The organism is Pseudomonas viridiflava, assembly GCF_003702045.1.
Lineage (GTDB): Bacteria > Pseudomonadota > Gammaproteobacteria > Pseudomonadales > Pseudomonadaceae > Aquipseudomonas > Aquipseudomonas viridiflava_C.
Genome location: NZ_RBTP01000017.1, coordinates 1 through 25,124, shown reverse-complemented (window position 1 = coordinate 25,124; position 25,124 = coordinate 1). Strand labels below are relative to the sequence as shown.

The window sequence follows — 25,124 nt, the reverse complement described above, 5'->3', positions numbered from 1 at the left end:
AATTTGTATGCCACCCGGAGCGAAACAGGCAAAGGTACAGAAAAGCGCCTCGGGTTTACCCTCAAAAACCTCGATATGCCATCACTTTCAGGTTTGAAAAATTTAGCTAGCACTAAGCCAGTCGTGACTTTAACGCCGCTGAAACGCCAAGAATGAGTGAATCGATTCATCTTTTTAAGCTTTATTTCGCGTGCCATACCGGATCCAATAAAAGGCCCCAAAGCCTTGAATTACAAGCCTTTAAAGGCACATTCAGGGCATGCCCCAACCCCGTAGTGGCACTTAAGCATCATTGCTTAGTGTAACAAAACCGAGAAAATATCCGCCGTCTGTAGGAACTTTCCTACCAAAAGTACTGCCATAGACCACATTGCTGGCTATACGATTCCTATATGCCAGTATTGAATCCTCCCTTATCGTGGCAGCGCGTTTTGCAATTGAGGCACATAGCGAAACCGCTTCGTGAGCAGGTGTGCAGTCGAGAAACTCGTAGCTTTTCCACGTACCCGGCCCAAGCCGGGGAACGGTCGTGAAGAGTTCAAGGACGATGTACCGATGACTCAGACGTTCGATATTGAAGCATTGATCAAGCTGCGCAAGCAGACGCGGGCCATTTCCGACGCGCTCAAGGTGCAGGCGTCCGACTATCTGTCGACCCTGGCCCTGTTGATTCGCCCGCAGAATTTCTTCGGTGAATATCTGCAGGGCGCGCAGCGCAGCAGTGGCCGCGAGACTCAGCATCACTTCAAAGAGCTTAAAGAGCTCTACGACCGTATTGGCTCATCAGAACCGTTCAAGCTCGTCAACGAACTGGAAGTACCGCTCAACCTCATCAGCACGACGCCTGAGCTCTTTCCGCTCGAGTACGACATGGTCTTGTCACAGAGCGGGCAGACCATCCGTATCACCAGTCCGGTTCGCTGGGTGGTGGGCTTCAACTCGTTCGATCTGGCGCAGTTTCGCAAAGTGATCAAGGACCCCAACCGCAGCAGCGCAGAGCTGTATCGCTATGTGGTGCATTATCTGGTCCTGTTCTACTGCCTCAGCAAGTCGCCGGGTATGAGTCGGTTGTTCGAAGGCCTGCGCTTCCCTGTCAGCTTCGAACGCTTGAAAGACTTCGGCGATTTGCCGTTTTGCGTAATCAGTTCACCTGTCCGTTCTGAATTACCGGACGAGTCGGTTATCCGTAGCAGTACCCAAATTGCAGGCAATTCCAGTTTCGAAGAGCTGGTGGGTCAGGAAAACATTCTGGAAATGAACGATGAAATCCGTCAGCGCCTGTTGCTGACGATTGAAGGACTCTAACGCGCCTGGCCTGTCCCAGGCCCGGTACGCAAACGACTTGCAGCGAGTTGCTCGCACAGGAGATGACGATGGCGAAGAAGGAAAGTACCCAGCACAAACTTGACCGCGTTCGCGCGCCTCGGGTCCACATCACTTATGACGTAGAAATTGGCGATGCGCAGGAAAAGAAAGAGCTGCCATTCGTTGTAGGCGTTCTGGGCGATTTTTCCGGCAATCCTCTGGAGCCGCTGCCCAAGCTCAAGGATCGCAAGTTCGTCTTCATCGACCGTGACAACTTCAACGGTGTCCTCAAAGGCATCAAACCGCGTCTGGCTTACCGCGTCGATAACACGCTGGCCAAGGACGGTACTCAACTGGGCGTCGAGCTCAACTTCAACGCCCTCGAAGACTTCGAGCCACAGAACGTGGTTCGTCAGGTCGAGCCTCTGCGCAAACTGCTGGAAGTGCGCAACAAGCTGGCTGACCTGCGCAACAAGATGGGTGGCAACGACAAGCTTGAAGAGCTGCTGATGGACGTGTTGCAGAACACCGAGAAGCTCAAGACCCTGGGCAAGGAATTCGGCCGCGAAGCCGCTGTTCCAGCCACCGACAATAAAGAGTAAGGAGGAGCCTGACCATGAGTGACAAGCAAACCGCAACTCAGCAGGACAGCGCTCTGGTCGAAGTTGAAAACTTCGCACCACAATCCTCCCTGCTCGACAGCATCATTTCCGAAAGCCGTGTGGCTCGCTCTGAAACAGAGCGTACTCGTACCCGTGACCTGATCGGCGAACTCGTTGCCCAGGTGCTGGAAGGCGAGATGACACCCAGCAAGGACCTGATTGCCGTGCTTGACGCGCGCATCGCCGAAATCGATTCGATGCTCTCCGAGCAGATGAACGAAATCATGCATGCCAGCGAATTCCAGGCGCTCGAAGCCTCTTGGCGTGGTCTGAAGTATCAGGTCGATCAGACCGAGACCAGCACAACGCTGAAGATCCACCTGCTTAACGCTTCGAAGAAAGACCTGGTTCGCGATCTCAAGGCCTCGTCCGAATTCGACCAGAGCGCGCTGTTCAAGAAGATTTACGAAGAAGAGTACGGCACCTTCGGTGGTGCACCGTTCGGTATGTTGCTGGGTGACTACGAGTTCAACCGCAACCCGGAAGACATGTACCTGCTCGAAGAGATCTCCCACGTTGCAGCCGCAGCACACGCCCCTTTCATTTCGGCGGCATCGCCTGAACTGTTCGGCTGGGACTCGTTCACCGATATGGCAGGTCCTCGCGATCTGGCCAAGATCTTCGACACCGTTGAATACGCCAAGTGGAAGTCGTTCCGCGCCTCCGAAGACTCGCGCTATGTCGGCCTGACCCTGCCGCACGTGCTGGGTCGTCTGCCTTATGGTCCGGATACTACGCCGGTTGAGGAATTCAACTTCGTTGAAAGCGTCGATGGCCGTGACCACAACAAATACCTGTGGATGAACGCTGCCTACGCGCTGGGCACCCGCGTCACCGACGCGTTCTCGCGTTACGGCTGGTGCGTGGCGATTCGTGGTGTTGAAGGCGGCGGTCTGGTTGAAGGTCTGCCGACTCACACTTTCAAGACTGACGACGGTGAGATCGCGCTCAAATGCCCGACTGAAATCGCCATCACCGACCGTCGCGAAAAAGAGCTGTCGGACCTGGGCTTCATTCCGCTGGTTCACTGCAAAGGTACTGACTACGCCGCGTTCTTCGGCACTCAGTCGACCCAAAAGCAGAAGCAATACAACACCGATATTGCCAACGCCAACGCCCGCCTTTCGGCACAGCTGCAGTACATCTTCGCCACCTCGCGTATCGCTCACTACATGAAAGCGATCATGCGCGACAAGATCGGCAGCTTCGCGTCCCGCAAAGACGTCGAATCCTTCCTGAACGAATGGCTATCCGATTATGTGCTGCTCGATGACACGGCGAGTCAAGAGGCCAAAGCCAAGTTTCCACTGCGTGAGGCCAGCGTCGAAGTGGTCGAAGTCCCCGGCAAGCCAGGCGCATATAAGGCCGTCGCATTCTTGCGACCTCATTATCAACTGGATGAATTGACAGCCTCGCTGCGTCTTGTGGCAGAACTGCCTCAATCTACGCGGAGCTGACCGACTTCGCCCGCCAGGGAGGCATAGCTGAATGAGTCGATCACCTCAACTGGTGCCCACGCTGTTTGATCGTTTGCTTGATGATGATCCTCATCAAGCAAACGAAGCAGTGTCAAAGCGACTGTGTTCGCTGGGTGAGTACAAAGCGAGTTTGATAAAAGATCTGGAGATACTGGTCAACACGCGCCAGTGTCTGGTCGCATCACAACTGGAAAGCTACCCGGAGTTGGCAGGCACCATTCTTGAATACGGCATGCCCGACTTTACGAGCAAAGGCGTGCTGAATCCTGAGGATCGACGTCTCATCCAGGCACAGTTGGAACGCGCAATTACCGTAGGCGATCTGCGATTTCGAGCGGTGAAGGTGCAACTGCTTAATCAGCAGATTGGGCATCGCATGCTGACCTTCAGGGTTGACGCAGTGTTGCATCTTCAAGATGCGACGCGTCAGGTTTCCTTCGACGCGGTGTTGCAGGTCAACACCCAGGAATACAAAGTGCAGAACCTCAATTGATTCTCGACGATCTGCTGCCGTACTACGAAAAGGAACTTTCGCACCTGCGCTTTCTCGGGCAGGAGTTCGCGCGTGAGTATCCAAAAATTGCCTCGCGGTTGCTCATTGAAGGAGACAATTGCGAAGACCCCCATGCCGAGCGGCTGATTGAAGCTTTCTCTTTTCTGGCAGCCCGGATACACAAGAAGCTCGATGACGAGTTTCCTGAAATTGTCGAAGCTTTTCTAGAAGTGCTTTATCCGCATTATCTGCGTCCGACGCCCGCGCTTTCCATTGTCGAGTTCACAGGCGGAACAAGCGCCACGTTGACGGCCCGTTACAACATCCCGCGTCATACAGAAATCAGCTCGAAGACGATAGAGGGCGTGGCCTGCAAATTTAGAACCTGCTATCCCGTCGACTTATGGCCTGTTAGCGTGCGTGACGCGTCGTTCGTTGAGCTGGAGCGGTCTGCATTCAATGGTCACAGTGCGGATTTGGTGGCGTGCCTGAAAATTGGCCTTAGCGCAACGACCGATCTGCATTTCGGTCAGCTTGACATAGAGACGTTGCGCTTTTTTCTTGATGGCGAAAGCACGCTGATGCTGCAGCTCTATGAACTGTTATTCAACAATTTGGCCAAAGCCACAGTGAGTTTCACAGAGAATGGTCAGCGGCGTGAAATAGGCTTGCCATCTGGATCAGTGAGAGCAGTAGGCTTTGAGCGCGATGAAGGCCTTGTTGATTATGCGGAGCGTTCGTTTCTGGGATACAGGCTGTTGCATGACTACTTTACCTTTCCAGACAAGTTTATGTTTATCGACATCGGGGGCTTGCACCGAAGCTTGGCAGGTAAGGATTTAAAAGACATAGAACTCAACTTTTACTTTTCACAGTATGAGATGGGAGACCGACTGGCACGGCTGGCTCAGAACGTGGGACGCAACAACTTCAAGCTCGGTTGCACCCCCATTATCAACCTGTTTAAACAGCAGGCTGAGCCCATCAAGTTGACCCATACACGTCACGAATACCCGGTTACACCCGACGTCAGATTGCAAGGACATGCCGAAGTCGTATCAATAGACCGCGTACAACGGGTTAAGAAAGTGGCAGGAGCGGACAGGGTTAGCGAGTGCAACCCATTCTTTGAGCCACGCGGCGACTTGGGACCTGATGCATGCTATTGGATTGGCCGTAGGAGACCCTCTCGCCGAGGTAAGCAAGGCGGTACGGAGATGGCGATTCGAGTCGTGGATCGAGAGCTCGATCTGATAGATGCAGGCAGCGACTCGCTGAGTATCTCCCTCACCTGCAGCAACCGCGACTTGCCTCAAATGCTCAGTTATGGCGGCAGCCAGAGCGATTTTATTTTTGAACAGGATGGCGTGGTTGACAGCATTCGATTGCTGAGGAAACCCACAGCCACAGCACGCGTGCCGCTGGGTGATGGCCTAATCTGGCGCCTGATTTCGCACTTGTCCCTTAACCACATGTCGCTGGTATCGCAGGGTAAAGAAGTGCTTCAGGAAATGCTCAGCCTCTACAACTACCGACGGGGTCTAGCAGTTCGCAAGCAGATCAGCGGAATTTTATCGATCAAGAGTGAGCCGGTGGTAGTTCGTATAGGCCACCCCCGGCCGAATTTTGTCCGCGGCGTGGGCATCACGCTGGAACTCGACGAAAGCCAGTACATCGGTAGCGGCGTGTTCCTGTTCGGCAAAGTGCTTGATCACTTTTTTGGACAGTACTGCACCGTCAACAGCTTTACCCAACTCACCCTTCGCACCCGCCAGCGGGAAAAGAGAATTGTGCAATGGCCACCCAGAACGGGCGATCAACCTCTGGTCTGATTGATCAGGCACGTGCAGAGCCATACCGGTTTGAATTTTTCCAACTGGTCAGACTGCTGCGCCTGCATTACAGCAGAGCAGGACGGATTGATCCGGAAGCGCGGCCCCATGACGATCCCCTGCGCTTTCGCACACAGTTGTCTCTGAATTTTCCGGTCAGCGAAGTTAGCGATTTGAAATTTGAACGCGCCGAGCGTCTCAATGCCAATGAGCAGGCGCTTTCCGAAGTCCAGGTCACGTTCATGGGCTTGATCGGGCCGTCGGGCGTGCTGCCGCGCCCGTATACGGAAACGCTCTTAAATCGCCATATTCAGCATCGCGATGACGGTGCGCATGCATTTCTCGATGTATTTTCTCATCGCATGATCGCGCTCTTCTATCAGTCATGGCAGAAGTATAAGTTCCACATCGAACATGAGCGCAAAGGCTCGTCGGACTTTGAGCGCTATTTACTCAATCTGGTGGGATTCGGAAAGCAGGGGCAGAAACGAAAGTTTGGTGCAGACGGCTCTCCTGTCCGACAGGAACTATTTAGCTATTTCTCGGGATTGTTTACTCAGCGCCCGCGTAACCCACATAACCTGGAAGTGATGTTGAGTTTCTATTTCGGCCAGCCGTTTGTGTTGCGCCCGTTTGCTGGGCGGTGGCTGAAACTCGACCCTGAACAATGCACGCAGCTAGGCAGAACCAATGCGGCTCTTGGCCAAAGCGCCGTTGCCGGAAACCGGGTTTGGGATTACCAGTCGTGCCTGCGTATTGATATCGGCCCCTTGGCGCTGGCCGATTATCAACGCTTTCAGCCGGGCAATGATGACTACCGCAAACTTGTAGACATGGTCCGTTTCTATCTAGGTCCCTCACTGGACTTTGAACTCGCGCCGCAGCTTAAGGCTGAGGCAGTACCACTTGCACGTCTGGGCCGCGACACCACAACAGCCCTTGGTTGGCTTGGCTGGCTTAAAAGGCCTGGTGAACAAGTAAAGCCGTCGCGTTGCGCCGTTTTCCGTATTCCTTTTGATGGGGTCTCTCTGTGAACCTGAAATCACTGTTTGCCAAACTCAACGACACCTGCCGTAACGCCACAGAAAGCGCCGCGGCACTTTGCCTTGCTGAGCGTCACTACGAAGTCGACATTGAGCATGTGCTGCTGCAACTGCTTGAAGGGGATGACAACGATTTGATACCCGTTCTACGTCACTATGACGTTGTGATAGAGCGGCTACAGTCCCAGTTGGCTGACGCCATGAGTGATTTCAAGACGGGGAATACTCGCACGCCAGCCTTGTCGCCGCACATCACTCAGTTGATTGAGCGAGCGTGGGTGCTCGCATCGATTGAGTATGGAAATAGTCTGATCCGCAGCGGCTTTCTACTTCAAGCTCTGCTGGACGACAAGGATTTGCGACGTATCGTTGCAGCTTCGGCACCAGAGCTTGAAAAGATCAATGTCGACGATCTCAAGGTCAATCTTGCTGACCTCATCTCGTCTAGCAGTGAGGCGCAACAAAGCTCTCCACTTCCTGCCGGCACTGAGACACCTCGCTCGCCGGGTAAGAGTAACGGCAAAACCCCTGCGTTGGATCAATACACGGTTGATCTTACTCGCAGTGCTCGTGAAGGCCGAATCGATCCTGTGCTGGGGCGCGAGTTCGAAGTCCGGCAAATGGTCGATATCCTCACACGTCGTCGCCAAAACAACCCGATTCTCACAGGCGAGGCTGGCGTGGGTAAAACTGCCGTGGTCGAAGGGCTGGCATTGCGCATTGCCTTGGGCGACGTGCCTGCACCACTCAAGGATGTTGCCATTCACACACTCGACCTGGGTTTGCTGCAAGCGGGTGCAGGAATCAAAGGGGAATTTGAAAACCGACTCAAGTCGGTCATTGAAGAAACCAAGCGTAGCGTTCATCCGATCATTCTCTTTATCGATGAGGCTCACACCCTAATCGGATCCGGTGGTCAGGCAGGGCAGAATGACGCTGCCAATCTCCTCAAACCGGCTTTGGCACGTGGAGAGCTGCGCACAATCGCCGCTACAACATGGGCAGAATATAAAAAATACTTTGAAAAAGACGCCGCGCTTGCTCGCCGCTTCCAGGTAGTTAAAGTCGAGGAGCCGGAGGAAGACCAAGCGATCTATATGCTGCGGGGTCTGTTGGATAAGATGCAGCAGCATCACCATGTCGCTGTCATGGATGAAGCGCTCGTCATGGCGGTTCGTCTATCTAATCGCTACATCACCGGACGGCAGCTGCCGGATAAGGCCGTCAGTGTGCTCGATACCGCTTGCGCTCGCGTCGCACTTGGTCAAACCGCACAACCCGGAAAGCTTGAAGACTGCAGGCGCATGATTGATAACCTGCGCGCAGAGATATCGCTTCTTGAACAGGAGCAAGCCAAAGGCAGCGATCATAAGCGGCGGTTGGCCCACCTGAATGAGGAGCTGGCTGAAACTGAGGCGCGCGAACAGACGTTGAACGCTCAGTGGAAGAATGAGCTTGATCTGGTGAAACAGTTGCATGCATTGAGCGCCCTGAATGACGGTCTGGATCATCGCGAAGATCTGAGCAGACTGCGCTCTGAGCTGGCTAAGGTTCAGGGGGAACAGCCACTCGTACACTCGCTGGTGGACGGCGCCACCATAGGGGAAGTCATCTCCGGCTGGACAGGAATACCTCTGGGCAAGATGTTGCGTGACGAAATCGATACGGTTCAGCGCTTGCCAGCACTATTGGCCGAACGTGTTCTCGGCCAAGACCATGCGCTACTTGAAATTGGAAAACGCATCAAGATTTCCCGTGCTCGTATGGAGGATCCCAATAAGCCAATCGGCGTATTCCTGCTATTGGGTCCAAGTGGCGTGGGCAAGACAGAAACGGCATTGGCACTCGCTGATACGCTATACGGCGGCGAGCGCAACGTGATTACCATCAACATGTCCGAGTACCAAGAAGCGCACACCGTTTCCAGCCTCAAGGGTTCTCCTCCAGGATATGTCGGCTACGGGGAAGGTGGTGTTCTGACTGAAGCTGTGCGTCGCAAGCCATACAGCGTTGTGCTTCTTGATGAGGTTGAGAAAGCTCATCCCGACGTTCTTGAACTGTTCTTCCAGGTTTTCGACAAGGGCGTGCTTGATGACGGCGAAGGGCGTGAAATTAATTTCCGTAATACCGTCATCATCCTTACGTCCAACGTCGGAACCGAGCGCATCATGCAGACATGCTTAGGCGTCAGCGAACCCCCTGCTCCGGCTCAGATCGTCGAGGATCTGCGCGACCAGCTCAACAACGTATTCAAACCAGCGTTTCTTGGCCGCTTGAGTATCGTCCCTTACTACCCGGTCCAAGACGCAGTTCTGGAGCGTATTGTGGGCCTCAAACTCGCACGAATCCGTGAGCGCTTCGAACGTAATCATCAAGCCTCACTGGAGTTCAGCGCAGAACTGATACCCACGATCGCAGCACGTTGCACAGAAGTTGATAGCGGTGCTCGAAATATCGACAACATCCTTTCGGGAACATTGATGCCTGAGCTGGCAGAGCATGTGCTCGGACGTATGGCAGAGGATAAGCCGGTCAACAGCATGAGTATCGGTCTGGATGAAACCGGTGGTTTCTCATACACCATGACGTAAACGACAGTCAGGTATCTGGATGAAGGTTCAGCAGTGCCCGAACAGCCGGGCACTGATCGAAGGTGTTTCAGGAGCAGTAAAATGGGCAGGTTTTTGGGCGTTTTAGTCATGTTGCTTGGGTTGACCGCTTGCGGTATCACCGACCGAGTAGGCAAACGGGTCGATGATACGTGGGCAGGCGACATGCTGTTCAGCAGTGATGAGAAAATTGTGCTGACAGTGGATGGAGGCAACCAACTGAATCCCAACACCACCGGCATGCCCTTGTCCGTGGTTACCAAGGTGTACCAGTTGACCACGCTGGACCGGTTCAATACTGCGGACGCAAATACTCTTCTCGATCACCCGGAGCAAGCGTTGGGCAACACTGTTCTCGATACACGCGAATTAGTGGTTCTGCCGGGTATCGGCTCAGTGCAGAGCTGGCCTCTGGCCAAAGAAGCACGGTATATAGCCGTTGCCGCTTTCTTCCGCGACGACAGCGGCGGCCGCTGGAAAGTCGCACTGAACGCAGATGCGTTTCGTAAGGACGGCATCCTGTTTTCATCCGAGGGCGGGCGCGTGCTGCTCGACCTGAACCGTATAAGTGTCGAGCGTGGACAGGACGTTTTGCAGATGCATGACGAACAGATCATCGCTCCCGTACAGCCAACCAAACCAGAGGATACCGAGCCAGGTTTGGTAGAGCGTATGCAGTCAAAGGCGGCCGACTCGGCTGAAGATGCTGCCAATAACTCCATTAAGAAGTCGCTGAACAATACATTTGATTCGGCATTGGAAGGTACTAAATGAGCAAAAAGAGCCGAGTGATGTGGTCCGAGGGCATGTTCCTTCTGCCCCAACACTTCCAATATCAGGACGAGTTTCACCAAAACCAGTTGGCTCAGGCAACGTTACGCTCCTCACCGTTTCACTGGGGTGTACAAACACTGGAGATTGATGAACAAGCCTTGGCCAACGGCGTGTTGCAGCTCAAGCGACTGAAGCTTGTATTTCCCGACGGCTCGCTCTTTGACGCACCGCAAAACGATCCGCTGCCAGCGGCGCGCGATTTAAAGGATGTGCAGCATGGTACGGAGCTGAAGGTCTATGCGGCGCTCAAACTGGCAGAACCTTACAGTGCGAATTACCTTAATGAGGGCGATGAGCGCAAAGGCGCACGCCGTTTTCGCAAAGCATTCGATATGTTGCCTGACATCAACGAAGGCGAGCTGGAGAACGAAATCACCAGCTTGCGCTTGAATGTTGTATTGCTCATTGATGGCGACTCGCTCGATGGCTACAGCTATTGTCCGCTGATTCAACTGCAACGAAACAATATCAACGGCTTCAGCCTGGATACGCAGTTCGTTCACCCAACCCTACACGTTGGTTCGCATGAAACGCTGCTGAAAATTGCTCAACGTTTACTCGGGCTGCTGCAAAGCAAAAGCGAAACGCTTTCTGGCCGACGACGCGAACGAGCCGATCAGATTGCCGAGTTTGGTTCAAGCGATGTCAGTCTTTTCTGGCTCCTGTATACCGTTAACCGCGCCTATCCAGGGTTGGCACACCTGCTTCAGCACCCACGTCTGCATCCAGAACAGCTTTACAGCTTTCTTGCGGAGCTGGCTGGCAGCCTGCTGACATTTTCTTTGAGCGCGCAGCTCAATGACATACCGGCTTACGACCACCATGATCCTGCCGCTTCAATGATGAAACTCGACAGGCTGGTCCGTGAGCTGCTCAACAGTGTCGTACCCAACCAATACATCCCGATCAGCCTGGAGCAGACGCGCAACTCCTATTTTGTGGGCCGACTCAACGACCCACGGCTTAGCGAAGCGGATTTCTATATTTCGGTTCATGCCGACATGCCCGGCGCACAGGTTCTTGAACTTGTACCCAGGGCATTCAAGGTCGGCTCGCCGGAAGATATCGAGGTTGTCGTCAACACTGCGATGCCCGGCGCAACACTGAGCCACTGCGTCCGAACGCCGAACGCCATTCCTGTTCGTCTGGACAATCAATATTTCTCGATCGAACCCCACGGCCGGGTTTATGAACGCATGATGAGCGCTCACGCCATCGCGTTCTATGTGCCCAGTGCTTTTAAAAACCTCAAGCTTGAACTGATGGCGGTGCTCAAATGACTGATGCCGTGATGCAAGGCGGCGTTTCTGCGCCACTGCAAACGTTGACACTTAAGGACTTGGTCAAAGATTTCATGACCATGGCCCTGATGATTCGTCGCGGCAACAAAGTGCGCGATGTAGCCCGGATGCGCGCAAGTGTTGATGAGTTTTTTCCGGCCCTGGAGCGCGATGCACGTCGTGCCAACTACAGCGTTGAGCAAGTAAGGGATGCGCAATACGCGCTGTGCGCCTTTTTGGATGAAAGCGTACTGAACGCGGGACAGAGCGAGATACGCAGCCAGATTGAGGTCAATCCGCTGCAGTTCCAATACTTCGGTGTGCACTTGGCTGGTCAGGGCTTTTTCGAGAAGCTAGAAGCGCTACGTACCGACGTGAAACGTAATCTCGATGTACTTGAGGTTTATCACCTGTGCCTGGCCTTGGGCTTCGAAGGCAAATACAGCCTCGAGCAAAAAGACCAATTGCGCTACATCGCCAACACGCTGGGTCAGGATATTGCCCGCTACCGTACCCCACGCAAAGCGCTTTCACCTGAATGGGCATTGCCCGATCAAGTGTCACAAATGTTCCGCTATGAAGTCCCTCTTTGGCTGTACCTGATAGTTATCGCTCTGGTATGTGGCGCGGTTTATCTGACGCTGGACTGGCTTTTAGGCAAAGAAGTCGCAGCGCTGGCCGAACAGGTCCGTCAGCTGTTCAGCGTTTAATTCAGTTACGGATTTGGTCAGGAAGACATGAGAGCATTATTGCGTTCCTTGAAGAACTTTTGGTTTGCGCTGGCACTGCTTCTGGTCATAGGCCTGTTGGCGTGCTGGTTCGCGCTTCCACGCTTGAGCTTCACCCGGGAAAACGTTTACGTCGCCATGGCGTTACTCAGTGCATTCTGCTTGCTGCTGATTGTGCTGCGCCAATACAGACGCATCCGGGCCGAGCAGAACATCGAAAGCCTGGTTCAGCTGGAAGTTGACAGGTCGCTGGGCGCGGAAGGTGAGTTCCGTGACCAACATGTATTGCGCGAGCGACTCAAGCATGCCATTGCCATGTTGCGCTCCTCTCGGTCAGCTGGCGGTGGCGGAGCTTCGGCACTCTCAGATCTGCCGTGGTATCTCGTAGTTGGCATGTCAGCCTCAGGCAAGACTTCGCTGCTTACCCGATCAGGATTATCAGCAACCATCGCGGGAGCCCAAGCCAGCGGAATGGACAGTGGGACTCAACATTGCGACTGGTATTTCAGCCCCGACGCGGTCTTGATCGATACCGCCGGACGCTATCTGCGCGATGATCAGTCAGCCAGCGAATTCGCGTCTTTTCTCAAGTTGCTGCGCAAACAGCGCACCAAGCCAGCCGTAAACGGATTGATTCTGGTTGTAAGCCTTCCGGAAATCGTATCAGCCACTATGGCAGAGCGCGAGGCTCTGGCTGCTCGTCTGGTATCACGCATTGACGAGTACAGCGAGTGCTTGGGCGTCAATCCTCCCCTCTACCTGATGTTGAGTAAAACCGACCTGGTGCCAGGGTTCAATCAGGCTTTCCAAGGGCTGGATACGGCTCAGCGTCAACAGCCTCTCGGCATGACGTTCGCGCTATCGGACGTACGTTCCAAGGGACTACGCGCCGTAATGGAAGCAAAGTTCGCACAACTTTTAGAGAGCGTCCGGCATCACGTCGACACACAAGTGATTACCGGAGGCAACAGCGCGAGCGTCGAGCTGCTGCAGTTCCCCAATTATTTTGCAGAGCTATCGACCGTCATCTCAGGGTTTCTTGATCAATTCGAGCGCTCTGCGCAGGGGCACACGCCTCCGATCGTACGAGGGGTCTATTTCACAAGCGCCCTGCAAACAGATGAACAATTACCGCCGGTCTATGAAGACGCACTCGGTGATTACTATGCTCTGGAACCTAAAGAACGCCCCGCACGGAATCAATCGGCGGCCAAAGTCGGGGACAAAAGTTTTTTCATTACCGAGACATTCCGCCAAGTAGTTTTCCCGGATCGGAACCTCAGCCTTTATTACTCACGATTGGGCCGTACGCGGTCGCTGACTCCAACATTGATCGGAATAGCAGCGATAGCAGGTATCGCGCTACTGGCTTGGGAAGCGATCTCCTACAACAAAAACCGCGAGATGTTGGCTGGAATTGCTGGAGAGTTGACGCAGCTGGAAAATGCACCTGACCAGGCCGAACGCCTGCGATCCGGTGAAGCGATGGAAACGTTGCGCGCTTACCTGACCAAATTCGAGGGCTATGACAACAATGGCGTGCCACTTGTCCTAGGTGCAGGCTTATACAGTGGGGATGAGCTCCTGACACCATTGCGTCAAGCGTACCTACAGCAATTACGTACACAGGCTCTGGAGCCTATAGGCAAGCAGCTGCAAGTTCAGCTTCGCGAACTGAATCTGTTTGCTCAAACAGTTGATCGCTCTCCGCTGGCGCCTACGGATAAACGTCGCTCACCCAAAACCACTGCTAAAACCAGTGCTGCCATTCAGGGTATTAGCGTGCCCAAGGTCCCGAGCACTGTGCCACGCAGTACTGCCGACCTGGCCGGACAGTTGAGGTCAGGCGTCAACGAGGCTGGGGAAGCTGGACGCCGCCGTACTCTTGATGCTCTCCGTGACCAAGCAAAGTCTACATCCAGTACAGATCGCGCTGAAGACACTGCACTGACTGCAGGACTTTCGCTTTCCGAGGACAGCTTGGGCCGCCTGACAGAGCAACAGGTGTCCTCGGTTATTAAAGCGTACAGCGCTCTAAAACTTTATTTAATCCTTACACGCCCGGATGAGCATCGCGATGCGGAGTTCGTGGCAGACGAGTTGCCGAAAGCCTGGCTGCTTGCGGCGCAAGCACAGGGACAAGAAGTCAGTCCGGAATTGATCGAAGCCAACACAGCAATGTATGTACGTTACCTTCAACAAGGGACGGCACCTGCACTGCGGCGCAACGAGCAATTGATTACCGAGGCCCGCCAAAGTCTGCGTTCGTTCATGATTGCCAGTTCTCTGGTAGACCGCGAATACTTGCGCTTGCAGTTGGAGTCGAGCCGGCAATTTCCAGCGCTTACGCTGGCAGATATGGTGCCCGCTGTTGGTCGTGACCAATTGTTCTCATCGGAAGCCGTCCCGGCGATCTACACACGCCAGGGTTGGGAAGAGTTTCTGCAACCCGAGCTCATCAAATTACTGTCTGGCAACCTGCGTAACGACACTGACTGGGTACTCGATAGCGAGGGCAGCAATGGCATGGTGCAGAAGGCTAACTTTGTCCGCGAGCTGATGGCTCGCTATAAGGCTGATTACGCAGATGCCTGGTTCCAGCTGCTAAGGGGCGTAGGCGTTCGTCACTTTACCGATATGGCCAACGCCACAGAACGCTTGGCGATGCTGAGCGATGTACAGAATTCCCCCGTCAAGAATCTACTGTATGCGGTCAATCAGAATACGCTTTGGGATTTGCCGAAAACGTCGTCTGTCTCTTCTACAAGTAAGACGGATGACGGTTTCTGGAGTCGCATAAAAGGTGCATTCGGCACTCAAGGTGAGCAGATCGAAAGCATGGTGGTGGCGCTACCAAGAGTAGACGACGGCGTGCTGGCCAAACGCTTCGAACCCGTTGCGCGACTGTTCGCGACACAAAACGCTGAAGGCGCAGACAGCACCATCATGGACCGTTATTTGGCCGCCCTCCGGAAACTGAAGGTGCGTCTTACCAACATCCAGCGATCGCAGGATGTCGGTAAAAACAGCAAACTGTTGATCAGCGAAACGCTGGAAGGGCAGCCTTCAGAGGTAACACAAGTACGCAATTATATTGAAACCAGTGTTGACACCTCTGAGGGCGGGTTGTCGAGCTCATTGCAACGCTTATTCAGTTCGCCGCTTCAATACTCGTGGGAAACGCTACGTGATCCTGCCGGACAACAAATCGCCAAAGCATGGTCACAAGATGTCGCACGGCCTTGGAAACAGGTAATGGCCTATCGGTATCCGATTGTGCAGGGCAGCGAGAACGAGGCATCCGTCAAAGACCTGCAGCGTTTTGTGGATCCAGACACCGGCCTGCTCCCCGCCTTCAAGCGTAATGAGATCGGTAACCTAGCCGGCGGAGAGGGTCTGGGGATGGGATCTGGGGCAAGCGCTGCTCCTCTCGTCAACGCCAGGATGATCGACAGTATCGACAAAGCCAGCTCTGTCGGCCAAGTCATAGCCAGCCTTTCGGATAAAGAGAATGGCTTCGAAATCATGCTGGAACCGTCGGCCCGTTACACCGACATCATTTTTACACTCGACGGACAAGAGCAGCACTATCGCAACGGTCGTACCAGCTGGAACCGGTTCTCGTGGCCAGGCAGCACCAATGCCCCTGGAGCACGGCTGGATGTAGTGACGCTCGAAGGTCAACGCATCACCGTGTTCGACTATCCGGGCCGCTGGGGTCTGCTGAAAATGAACGACAGCGCTCGCGTCACCGACCTAGACACGGTACAGCAACGTTTTAGCTGGCAATCAGCCGCAGGCCCGGTAAGTCTGGTCGTTCGCAACTATGGCGGAGTCAAAATGACCGACCTGGCTCAGGTCAAGGCACTTAGCGTTCTCAACGATCCTGGGCAGAAAAACTGATCATGGCAATACATTGCAAAGGAGTCGCTGGCCGATGATAGGGTGTTTCGGCAAAGTCCCTGCGAGCACGGACTTCGTAAGCCTGAATGGTGCGATGTCTGAAGTTTGTGAGTTCGACCTGTGGCTGCAGAATGGTTTGGGCCGCATGCAAGTGCGTGACGATTGGCGCGAGCTATTCGATGACCTGCCTGTGTGCTTCTTCTCCTATCGCAGCCGTACTGGTCAATGGTTGCTAGGCGGATTCATCAGTTCTCGCGATGCAAGCGGCCGCCGTTACCCGTTCATGGTGTTTCAGAGTGTGAAGGCAGATCATGAGTTGTTCTTTAGCCCGCATACCCTGTGCGAACTCTTTGCCGGACAGATCAAACCGCTCCTTATGCAAGCGGCTCAGGGTACAGATATTGAACAGATATTCGCCCGTATCAGAGCAATGCGATCGTGGACTTCCCAGGATCTGGATCTGTATCGCCGCGTGCACGAAAAATTTCTAGCGGATTTCAACCTGCGCGACGTAGCCCGGCCACTTCGCCACAGTTATCCCGAATTCAACACACAGTCAGGACTTGAAAGCCTTTACAGATTGCGAAAGGCGCTCAGAAATCAGGCACCGCAAGCGATAAGCCTACCGCTACCTGCCGAAAGCGGGCTCAAACGGCCGATGGCCGACATGTGGTGCACATTGCTTTCTCGCTTGCGAGGTAAGCCTGGAATGCCTGACGTAAGTGTTCTGGTAGATAGCTTCATGCGTCCGGGACTTCTTTGTTTCCCTTCGCGGGGGAGCGATGAAATCTATCGAATACTCACGGGCATCTCTTCAACCGCAGATCGTTACAACCTGCTGGATCCGTCGCCGGAACCGCAATCTGCCGCTGCATTGGCGTTACCCGATGACCACCTTGCATTGAATGATTTTATAGAGCGCTTCGTCAGCGCTCGGGACGAGCCGTATTGATGAACAGGATCAAGTATTACTTTTTCAAATACCAGCCGTACGTACTGGGGATCATGTTCTTCCTGGCCATTTTTGTGGTCTGGTCGGTTGGCGTGGCACTGGGTTTCACTTCTTTGTACAGCCTCTTGGCTGGCATCGGACTGTTTCTTCTGCTATCGGCAGGTTACGTTCTGATCATGTACCGTGGCGTGTCGCCCCGTCACGACCTGGAAGCCTTGCTGCGCGAAGACGCCGATCAGGCGGTCCTCAACTCAAGCCCCCAAGATCGCGAGGAAGTAAGCCTTCTGCGCGAGCGCTTGCTGCAGAGCATTGAACGCCTGCAAGGGAATCAAGGCAAAGCAGGGCCAAACAAAGATGCGCTCTATGCACTTCCTTGGTACTTGGTTATCGGCCAACCGGCTTCAGGTAAAAGCACGATGCTTTATCAGTCCGGTCTCAACTTCCCTTATGCCGAACGCGAAGGTGCCAGGGTTGCAGGTTTGGGCGGCACTCGTAACTGTGATTGGTTTTTCAGCTCCGAGGCGGTGCTTTTGGATACCGCAGGACGCTATATGGATAATCAGGAAGAAGCCGGAAAATGGCGTGCTTTCCTGGGTCTGCTTCGCCAGCACAGACAACGACGTCCGCTGAATGGTCTGATCGTTGCTGTCAGTATCGAGGACATACTGAGCTCAACGCCCGAGAGCCTCGAACGTCTGGCCAAGCGCTTGCGTGAGCGAATTCAAGAGGCCCACGACCTGCTCGAATTGCGCCTGCCGGTATATCTGGTATTCACCAAATGCGATCTGGTGCCAGGATTTACCCACTTTTATCGCCAACTGGATGTGCAGACCCGAGGCGAGGTGATGGGCAAGACCTTTGCGCATGAAGGGTTCCGACAGTCAGACTGGGGACAGCGCTTCACTGCAGCAATGAGCGATCTGGTGGACCACTGGCAGCACATCGCCGACCAGCAACTCGTGCAGCAGGATATCCAGGCGACCCGACAGGATCCGGCGGCTTACCGCTTCCCTTTGGAACTGACAGCTCTCAAGCCGCTGCTTCAGGCATTTGTCACAGACCTATTGAGGGCAAATCCTTATCAAAGTGCGGAGCTGCTTCGCGGTTTCTACTTCACTAGCGCTCTGGATGCAGAAAAAGCTGCCCAGGGACTGCATGCGCGTCATGTCAGCGAACGCTTCGCGCTGGCTGAGTCGGCAGGAGAAATACCTGTCTCCGGTCTGGCACAGCCGATGTTCATTAACAGTTTGTTCCAGAAAGTCATTATTCCGGATCAACATCTGGTAGCCCTGTACACCAGCAATCGCAGCGAGACTCGACGCAAGGCAGGCTGGATTGGTGCAGCCGCATTCGCAGCACTGTTGCTCTGTGTGGGTTGGGGAGTCTCTTACAGCAATAATAAAGCAGCGATTGAATCTATTTCGAACGGGCTTACTGCAGCAGTACAGAAGGACGCACAGACCGTCAATCAGTACACCCAGTGGCAGACGCTTGACCAATTGCGGCAGACATCAGCAGACCTGTATTCACGTCACCACGACGGTGGCGTGCCATTGGGAATGCGCCTCGGCCTATACAAAGGTTATGAGGTAGAACCTTTTGTACGCCAACGTTACTTTGCGCGCCTGGAAAGCGTCATGCTCAAGCCAACCGCTGATAATCTGACGCGCTCGCTCTACTTGCTGAGCAGTATCAAGATCTATCAACGCAACGCCCCCTCGCTAACCGCTGTGACAGGCATCGACAGCGTAGAGCCGCGAGCGCTGCCGATCGACAATCGTGCACAATCCGTTGCTACGTTCGGCAAGACAACTCTTGATACGTACCTGATGCTATCCAAAGCACAGCGCGAGCAAGCCGATCCTTCAATCCTCAAAGCACGCATTCCAGACTACTGGTATCCGGCTATTAACAAACAGGTTCCTCACGCTGTCGGTATGTCTGCACAAAGTGCTGGTGAGGTCGACGATTACCAGTACGCGGGAAGACAGATAGGGTTCTACAGCGACCAGATTCGTGAACTGGATGTCCCACGCATTTTGAATAACGCGTTTCTTATTTCAAGCTCCCGTAACTACATCAACAGCCTGCTTTCGCAGTCGCTGAAGTCGATCGAAACCATCACGCTGGAGTCCGACACCCTGTTTGCGTTCGGTCGTGCAGATTTCCAGAGCCTGGAACTTGCTGGTCAGCGCCAACTGAGCGCGATTGCCAGCAAGCTATTGAACACCGCCAACGTCGGCAAGATCGTCATCACCGGTCATGCCGACCAGATTGGCGACCCTCAGAGTAACTTGCAGGTTTCCAAGCAGCGCGCACAGACCATCAAAACCTATCTGGTGGGCAAAGGGCTGCCGGGAGAGTTAATTGACGCAGTGGGCGAAGGAAGTAATAAACCCTTGGTACGTTGTGACATGCAGATGCCGCGTGCAGAGCTGATTCACTGCCTTGAACCCAACAGGCGGGTTGAAATCGAGGTGCGTGCGCTGAACTGACGCCGCGACAAAAATAGAAACCATTGTCGTACATGCGCCTGAAGTGGCACGTACGACTCAGAGCGGCCTCGCAGCGATAAGGCGGGGTCAAACACAGGGCAAATCCAATACCTGGATAACACAGGCCCTTTTAAGGAGAAGTGAAAATGGCATTTGACGCATTCCTCAAGATTGACGGCATACCAGGTGAAAGTCTGGACGACAAAAACAAGGACTCGATTGAAGTCCTGGGCTACCAATACGGCGCTACCCAGGCGACTTCGGCAACCGCAAGCTCGTCCGGTGGTGCTTCATCGGAGCGTGTAAACCTGAGCGACTTCACCATCCGCAAATATGTGGACAAGGCCTCGCCTAAACTCTTTGAGTCCTGCTGCAAAGGTCAGCACATCAAGGAAGTTGTTCTGAACGTGAACCGTGCGGGTGGCGATAAAGTGACCTACCTGACCATCACTTTGGAAGAAGTCGTGATTTCTTCGGTCAACTTCTTGGGCAACCTGCCTTTGGGTGGCGAAGTAAAGTCTGAAAGTGATCTTCCAATGGAAGAAATCAAATTCAACTTCTCCCGCATCAAAACCACCTACACCCAACAAAAGCGCGCCGATGGCGCCGGTGGCGGTAAGGTTACCGGCGGCTGGGACCGCTCGCTCAACAAGGTCTACTCCTGATAAGGCCTCGAGCGGCTGATTTTATTTAGCCGCTCACCCGAGGGTCCCGCGTCTGCTTAGACGCGGTGGCCTTCTTTTTCCACCTTTGCATGTAGAGCCGTCCATGTCTGACATCCTTGACGATCTTTCTCTTTCTACGCTGCGTATGCCTATCCGGGACAGTGCCGGTGAGGATATGAGCTTCTCCAGCTTGTTCGACCAGATCAAAGAAGCACGTCGAGCCGATGCGGATTATTTAACGCAGGGCGATTGGCAGACGGATCTGAAACAGGCAGATTGGGAACAAGTGGTGCAACTGGCAAGCGCTGGCATCACGGAGCAGAGCAAAGATCTTATGCTCGTAGCCTGGCTGGGCGAAGGCTTGGCTCACAGGTACCATTTCCGTGGCATTCGCTTTTCGCTGGCATTGGCTCAAGCCATGCTGGAAGATTTTTGGGAAAGCCTTTTTCCCTCACTTGAAGAGGGCGTGGAAGAACGCGCTACCCGTTTGACCTGGCTTAATAACACATTGTCCAGTGTCGTTCGCACGCTACCCATTACTCAAGGGCAAGGGTATAGCCTACTCAAATATGAAGAGTCGCGTCAGGTTGAAAACCTGGCTCGCCAGAACTCTTCAGCGATGAATCAGGCACTTGAAGAAGGCAAGATCAACGCTGAGTTGTTTCAACGCTCAGTGGTACTTACAGATACTGAACATCTGCATCGTAAATACGCAGAAATGAGTGAATGCCTGGCGGCATGCCAGCAATTACAAACGTCTATTGACGCCGTCTTCGAACGCGATGCACCCAGCTTTCTTGGCCTCAATGACGTCCTCACACATGCTCGGCAATTGGTGGAACGATTGCTCAAAGAGCGTGGTGTAGAGATTGCACCCACCCCAGGTCAGTCCTCCGAAGACAGCACCGCAGCCGAGCCGGTCAAAGAGTTGCCGGTCACCAAGACGGAAATTGCCTCTCCCGTCAATGCACCTATGCGCACTGTGCCGCTAAACCGGGATGAAGCCTTTGCCCTGTTACAAGGCGTGGTGCAGTTCTTCAAGCAAACAGAACCTCACAGCCCAGTTCCTTATCTGGTCGAACGGGCCATCAAATGGGGCAACATGCCGTTGGAGAACTGGCTGAATGACGTGATCAAGGACAGCAGCGTGGTGGATGGCATCCGCGACGTTCTTGGCACCCTACAACAACGAGACTGAAGAACGGTCATAGCATCCCACAAGGAGTTCAGTCATGCGTCCGATCATTTTGCTTAACGATCCCACTGACAGAGCGGGAGTGGTTGTTGAAGCCTCAACCACAACGCTCGTCAATGGCAGGGCCGTCGCCAGAATGGGAGACAAGGTCATGTGCCCTCATGGGGCGTGCGTGATCGCAACCGGAGACTCCACCACGCTGGTCGATGGCAGAGCAGTAGCTCGTCATGGCGATAAAACCGCCTGTGGTTCCAGCCTGGTCGCCACCAACAGCGACACCGGAATTCTATAAGGACAGCAGCATGTTGAAGCCCTATGGCCAAGGTCACCGCTCTCTTTGGGACGTGATTGGCGAGCGACGCGAACAGGAAGAACGCTTGGTAGCCCCAGCTCGGGCGCCCGCCGATTATGACCTTGCACGTATGGCACTCGACAACGCCTGGCTATGGCTGCCTAACCTTGAACCGGCAAGAGCAGCCACAGGCAAAATGACAGAGTGGACCGACGCCGACTTTGATCATGACCCGCGACTGATTAGTGCTGCAGGTCATCGTCGTAATATTCGTCGTATCCGCTGGCCAGCTAAAAACCCGGAAGTTCAGCCATTGCCACGTGCCTTGCAACTGCTTGAAGGCATGCTTTCCCAATGGAGTGAGTTCGCTTCAAGCATAGATTGGGAAAGCACAAAGGTCATACTTTTTGCCCCTACCGATATTGCTTCCGATCCATGGCTGGCCGAAGTATTGACGGTCTGGCCGTTCGACTATCTACCGGGCGAAGGTTTCGAATCAACGTCGCTAGCCTTCGACGAGTGGCTTCCCGGGGCGCTGCAGAACCATTTGGAAGCGTCTGGTTTGCTGTGCCTCAGCGTAGACACATGGGCTACTCAAAGCCGAGCAGCGACGTTAACTGGTGAGTTGATGGCAGGTGAAAGTGTGGCGATACTGAGTTTACGTCGCGTGGATCACGCTAATCCGGAAGGCGGAAACGGCTGGTACCTTTACCCTTCGATGAAACGTGACCATGCCCCAAGGTCATTGCAAGCCAGAGCAAGCAGCGATGATTTAAGGCAACTTGCTGAGACGCTTTACGAACAGGCAGGCGCAAGGCCAGAAGATATCAAAGCATGTGTTACCGACGGCCATCATCACGATAAGAGACTTGAGCACCTTTCTCATTACCTCACCACGCAACTGCCTCACTGTGATATGCAGGAGCATGTCATAGGCCAGGCATTCCTTGCAGGCGAACGGGGGGCGAGCGCATGTCACATGACCGCCTTGGGGCTTGCTTTCCACGTTGGCAATAAAAATGGTGGAGCAGTTCTAGTGTTTGAAAGACGTGCAGCCACTCAAACGCAAGCTTGGCTATTAGGTTCCAGTCAAAAAGCGTTGCCACTTGAACCCGAACAAGTGGATCAATTCGCAGTTGACCTTGGGTAGAGCAGAATCCGATGAAACAAGACTTTAAACTCAATCAAGACGCCTGCTCGGTCAATGATTTGAACCCCGGTTGCGTCCAGCTGTGGACGCTCGGGCAACAAGAGGCGGTCAGGCGCTTGAGCGTAAAGACTCGCGTTGAACATAAGCAGCCAGCCCGTTATCAACTGATCAAAGGATTCAGCACGCGGGCAGCGCGCATAGCGGGTAATTACGCACGTATTTATCTTGAGCAAGAGGCTAATGGCAAGCCTGAACTAAAAGGCAGATTCTATTGGACGGGCCTTGCTGCGTTTGCCAGCAAACAGGTGATGTGTGCGCTGGATTACTCAAGTGATACAAATCTGCGCTATTTACTTGTCCCTACGCCGCCGCTCGAGATGACAAAGATATTTTTGGGCAAAGGAAATTTTTGGCTATTCCAGGATATTTTTGTCTGGCACTGGTTTTATATAAACTTCCCAGAACACTTCAATGAATGCGTCAAAGAAAGAGACCTTAGCAAATGCGATGCGAAGTTTAAACCCTACTTCGCAAAGCTGCCGTGGTTCGATGAGGCACTGCCTAAAATAAAAAACTTGGTCTTCAATGATTATATAGTTTTAGGGTTTAACTTGGTTCGCAAAATAGAAACGAACCGCAATGGAAACAAACGAGCGGAACAGCAATTTGCACACCTGATGGCGATTGCCAATCATGAACAGTTGAAGATATTGCAACCGCTTATCTATGACAGCACCACATTTAAAATTCTTCTCGGAAGTCAAGCGCTTACTGAGGGCTATATGGGGATCCCACGTCGGCTTGCAGCACTCAGCACTGCGTGCGAAACCAAGGATCCCAATCTTGATATCGTCATGACGAAAGGAAAGCTTTATAACCCGACGGACAGAATGACGTTCATCGGTAATATCGCTTCTGCTTACCATCGCCGAATGCAAAAAAACACCAAGGAAATGGAGCAGGCGATCGCCACAATAGCAAGCTGGAGTGAGCGCAATGACTAGATATCTTATTGTTGCTTTCTTTCTTTTAACCGGCTGTGGAGGACCAGACATGAACACCGGAAAACTTGAAATTGAACTGGCACTTAATGGTTCGATAGAAACTACACTGTCGTCCACTACAGTGAAGCTTGTTAAAGACTGTGATTCACATTTTTGTAATTACCAGTTTGGCGTGCCGTCAGCGTCCAACGACCTTATAAAGGCCAAAGTCATTACCAATGGCAACACGTTGAATCTTGAAAACATACACAACATTACCATCGTCACGACACCCGCCGGTACCGTAACGGATTTTGATATTTATGCCGCAGGCGTTCCTCAGGACTCAATGCACGAAGACGCCATGAGTTATTTTTACCGCCAGGTTCATAACCTCGCCTCCTCCGGCTGGCATAGATATATCTATCCTGACGAAGCAAGAATTTCAGGTTCACAGGCCTCAAAATTCGACAGCAAGGATGAAATCCTGGGGAACTCTGTGTCGACTGGCCCGTGGAGTGATCCGGAGCTTAAGCTCAGCAAAACAGAATGGAATGCTTTGCCTGCTATCAACACGTGGATGTTTCACAACGGCGACCAGTATCTCTACCTAAGAGTACAGCGAGAAAACAGTAGCGACTCACCACAAGACCGGGGCTCCTACCTGTTCACTATGACGTTCAAATCAGAAAGCGAATTTTATAAGGAATTCATTGAAAACGAGAATCGTGAGCAGTGGAAGGAGCTGTTGCCTGACGAGCTCAACCGCATGGCACAGGTGCGTAAAAGCACCGAGACGCAACTTAAAAAAATGGGAATCGAGATCGACGAGCGATATGAGAACCCGAAAATCTCAGCGCTAGCGAACTGACGTAATCGGTAATAGACAACTGACCGGCGCTCCTCGACGCCGACCGAAACCTGGATTCTCGGCGTCACGCCGTCATCCGATGCAAGCCGTAATGGAGCAATGCACCATGGACCTGACCTTCGGAACCGCCCTCAGCCAGAGCGGCCGCCTCCTGCAACTCACCACGTCCCTGGGCGAGCATCAGCTGCAGGCCCTGCGCGTCCACGGCGTCGAGCGCCTTGGCCGTGTGCCGCGCTACACCCTCGACGTGCTGGTGCAGGACACCGAATACGATCCCGAGCAGCTCATCGGTCAGCCCGTCAGCCTCGCCATACTCTGCGATGACGGCAGCTGCGCCCAGCGCCACGGTCTGGT

Annotated in this window: 20 protein-coding genes; all 20 read left to right on the top strand. The window is 53.6% G+C overall.

The window, feature by feature from the left end:
* The first annotated feature begins 555 nt into the window (after positions 1-555).
* Entirely contained in the window at positions 556-1,305 is a 750-nt protein-coding gene (locus tag ALP40_RS07540) for a hypothetical protein (protein ID WP_122207683.1), read from the top strand.
* Positions 1,306-1,373: 68 nt separating this feature from the next.
* Positions 1,374-1,907 carry a type VI secretion system contractile sheath small subunit gene (gene tssB / locus ALP40_RS07535; protein ID WP_122207682.1) on the top strand — a complete coding sequence of 178 codons (534 nt, stop codon included), beginning with the start codon at positions 1,374-1,376 and terminating at the stop codon, positions 1,905-1,907.
* Between the two features lie 14 nt (positions 1,908-1,921).
* A complete protein-coding gene (gene tssC / locus ALP40_RS07530) occupies positions 1,922-3,424 on the top strand; it encodes a type VI secretion system contractile sheath large subunit (RefSeq protein WP_122207681.1) in 1,503 nt (500 codons plus the stop codon).
* Positions 3,425-3,455: 31 nt separating this feature from the next.
* Entirely contained in the window at positions 3,456-3,938 is a 483-nt protein-coding gene (gene tssE / locus ALP40_RS07525; RefSeq protein WP_122207680.1) for a type VI secretion system baseplate subunit TssE, read from the top strand.
* Complete coding sequence (gene tssF / locus ALP40_RS07520; RefSeq protein ID WP_183136017.1) at positions 3,938-5,770, top strand: type VI secretion system baseplate subunit TssF; 1,833 nt, start codon at positions 3,938-3,940, stop codon at positions 5,768-5,770. Before tssE ends, tssF begins: the two co-directional genes overlap by 1 nt.
* Positions 5,734-6,804, top strand: a complete 1,071-nt coding sequence (tssG, locus tag ALP40_RS07515; protein ID WP_122207678.1) for a type VI secretion system baseplate subunit TssG — start codon at positions 5,734-5,736, stop codon at positions 6,802-6,804. The genes tssF and tssG overlap by 37 nt, the downstream gene beginning before the upstream one ends.
* Positions 6,801-9,404 carry a type VI secretion system ATPase TssH gene (gene tssH, locus ALP40_RS07510; RefSeq protein WP_122207677.1) on the top strand — a complete coding sequence of 868 codons (2,604 nt, stop codon included), beginning with the start codon at positions 6,801-6,803 and terminating at the stop codon, positions 9,402-9,404. The genes tssG and tssH overlap by 4 nt, the downstream gene beginning before the upstream one ends.
* A gap of 81 nt (positions 9,405-9,485) precedes the next feature.
* Positions 9,486-10,196, top strand: a complete 711-nt coding sequence (tssJ, locus tag ALP40_RS07505) for a type VI secretion system lipoprotein TssJ (protein WP_122207676.1) — start codon at positions 9,486-9,488, stop codon at positions 10,194-10,196.
* Positions 10,193-11,536: a type VI secretion system baseplate subunit TssK gene (gene tssK / locus ALP40_RS07500; protein WP_122207675.1), complete on the top strand. Its 1,344-nt coding sequence runs from the start codon at positions 10,193-10,195 to the stop codon at positions 11,534-11,536. The genes tssJ and tssK overlap by 4 nt, the downstream gene beginning before the upstream one ends.
* Positions 11,533-12,246, top strand: a complete 714-nt coding sequence (gene icmH / locus ALP40_RS07495) for a type IVB secretion system protein IcmH/DotU (RefSeq protein ID WP_122207674.1) — start codon at positions 11,533-11,535, stop codon at positions 12,244-12,246. The genes tssK and icmH overlap by 4 nt, the downstream gene beginning before the upstream one ends.
* A gap of 27 nt (positions 12,247-12,273) precedes the next feature.
* Positions 12,274-16,167: a type VI secretion protein IcmF/TssM N-terminal domain-containing protein gene (locus tag ALP40_RS07490; protein ID WP_122207673.1), complete on the top strand. Its 3,894-nt coding sequence runs from the start codon at positions 12,274-12,276 to the stop codon at positions 16,165-16,167.
* Between the two features lie 34 nt (positions 16,168-16,201).
* Positions 16,202-17,119 carry a type VI secretion system-associated protein TagF gene (tagF, locus tag ALP40_RS07485; protein WP_122207672.1) on the top strand — a complete coding sequence of 306 codons (918 nt, stop codon included), beginning with the start codon at positions 16,202-16,204 and terminating at the stop codon, positions 17,117-17,119.
* Entirely contained in the window at positions 17,119-19,614 is a 2,496-nt protein-coding gene (tssM, locus tag ALP40_RS07480) for a type VI secretion system membrane subunit TssM (protein ID WP_122207671.1), read from the top strand. The genes tagF and tssM overlap by 1 nt, the downstream gene beginning before the upstream one ends.
* A gap of 146 nt (positions 19,615-19,760) precedes the next feature.
* On the top strand, positions 19,761-20,279 hold the full coding sequence (locus ALP40_RS07475; protein WP_122207670.1) for a type VI secretion system tube protein Hcp: 519 nt from the start codon (positions 19,761-19,763) through the stop codon (positions 20,277-20,279).
* A gap of 103 nt (positions 20,280-20,382) precedes the next feature.
* On the top strand, positions 20,383-21,477 hold the full coding sequence (gene tssA, locus ALP40_RS07470; RefSeq protein WP_122207669.1) for a type VI secretion system protein TssA: 1,095 nt from the start codon (positions 20,383-20,385) through the stop codon (positions 21,475-21,477).
* Between the two features lie 34 nt (positions 21,478-21,511).
* A complete protein-coding gene (locus tag ALP40_RS07465; RefSeq protein WP_122207668.1) occupies positions 21,512-21,766 on the top strand; it encodes a PAAR domain-containing protein in 255 nt (84 codons plus the stop codon).
* A 10-nt stretch (positions 21,767-21,776) separates the two neighbouring features.
* The gene (locus tag ALP40_RS25780) at positions 21,777-22,916 is read left to right on the top strand and encodes a hypothetical protein (RefSeq protein WP_259640687.1); all 1,140 of its coding nucleotides are present in this window, start codon (positions 21,777-21,779) and stop codon (positions 22,914-22,916) included.
* An 11-nt stretch (positions 22,917-22,927) separates the two neighbouring features.
* A complete protein-coding gene (locus tag ALP40_RS07455; protein WP_122207667.1) occupies positions 22,928-23,920 on the top strand; it encodes a DUF2515 family protein in 993 nt (330 codons plus the stop codon).
* Positions 23,921-23,969: 49 nt separating this feature from the next.
* Positions 23,970-24,770, top strand: a complete 801-nt coding sequence (locus ALP40_RS07450; RefSeq protein ID WP_183136016.1) for a hypothetical protein — start codon at positions 23,970-23,972, stop codon at positions 24,768-24,770.
* A gap of 106 nt (positions 24,771-24,876) precedes the next feature.
* Positions 24,877-25,124: hypothetical protein (locus ALP40_RS25960; protein WP_147478301.1), on the top strand; the 248-nt coding region annotated here is incomplete at its 3' end.

Bases quoted from the DNA above. Each gene is read 5' to 3' on its own strand.
- ALP40_RS07540 (WP_122207683.1), top strand. From the start codon at position 556: ATGACTCAGACGTTCGATATTGAAGCATTGATCAAGCTGCGCAAGCAG.
- tssB (WP_122207682.1), top strand. From the start codon at position 1,374: ATGGCGAAGAAGGAAAGTACCCAGCACAAACTTGACCGCGTTCGCGCG.
- tssC (WP_122207681.1), top strand. From the start codon at position 1,922: ATGAGTGACAAGCAAACCGCAACTCAGCAGGACAGCGCTCTGGTCGAA.
- tssE (WP_122207680.1), top strand. From the start codon at position 3,456: ATGAGTCGATCACCTCAACTGGTGCCCACGCTGTTTGATCGTTTGCTT.
- tssG (WP_122207678.1), top strand. From the start codon at position 5,734: ATGGCCACCCAGAACGGGCGATCAACCTCTGGTCTGATTGATCAGGCA.
- tssJ (WP_122207676.1), top strand. From the start codon at position 9,486: ATGGGCAGGTTTTTGGGCGTTTTAGTCATGTTGCTTGGGTTGACCGCT.
- tssK (WP_122207675.1), top strand. From the start codon at position 10,193: ATGAGCAAAAAGAGCCGAGTGATGTGGTCCGAGGGCATGTTCCTTCTG.
- icmH (WP_122207674.1), top strand. From the start codon at position 11,533: ATGACTGATGCCGTGATGCAAGGCGGCGTTTCTGCGCCACTGCAAACG.
- ALP40_RS07490 (WP_122207673.1), top strand. From the start codon at position 12,274: ATGAGAGCATTATTGCGTTCCTTGAAGAACTTTTGGTTTGCGCTGGCA.
- tagF (WP_122207672.1), top strand. From the start codon at position 16,202: ATGATAGGGTGTTTCGGCAAAGTCCCTGCGAGCACGGACTTCGTAAGC.
- tssM (WP_122207671.1), top strand. From the start codon at position 17,119: ATGAACAGGATCAAGTATTACTTTTTCAAATACCAGCCGTACGTACTG.
- ALP40_RS07475 (WP_122207670.1), top strand. From the start codon at position 19,761: ATGGCATTTGACGCATTCCTCAAGATTGACGGCATACCAGGTGAAAGT.
- tssA (WP_122207669.1), top strand. From the start codon at position 20,383: ATGTCTGACATCCTTGACGATCTTTCTCTTTCTACGCTGCGTATGCCT.
- ALP40_RS07465 (WP_122207668.1), top strand. From the start codon at position 21,512: ATGCGTCCGATCATTTTGCTTAACGATCCCACTGACAGAGCGGGAGTG.
- ALP40_RS25780 (WP_259640687.1), top strand. From the start codon at position 21,777: ATGTTGAAGCCCTATGGCCAAGGTCACCGCTCTCTTTGGGACGTGATT.
- ALP40_RS07455 (WP_122207667.1), top strand. From the start codon at position 22,928: ATGAAACAAGACTTTAAACTCAATCAAGACGCCTGCTCGGTCAATGAT.
- ALP40_RS07450 (WP_183136016.1), top strand. From the start codon at position 23,970: ATGAACACCGGAAAACTTGAAATTGAACTGGCACTTAATGGTTCGATA.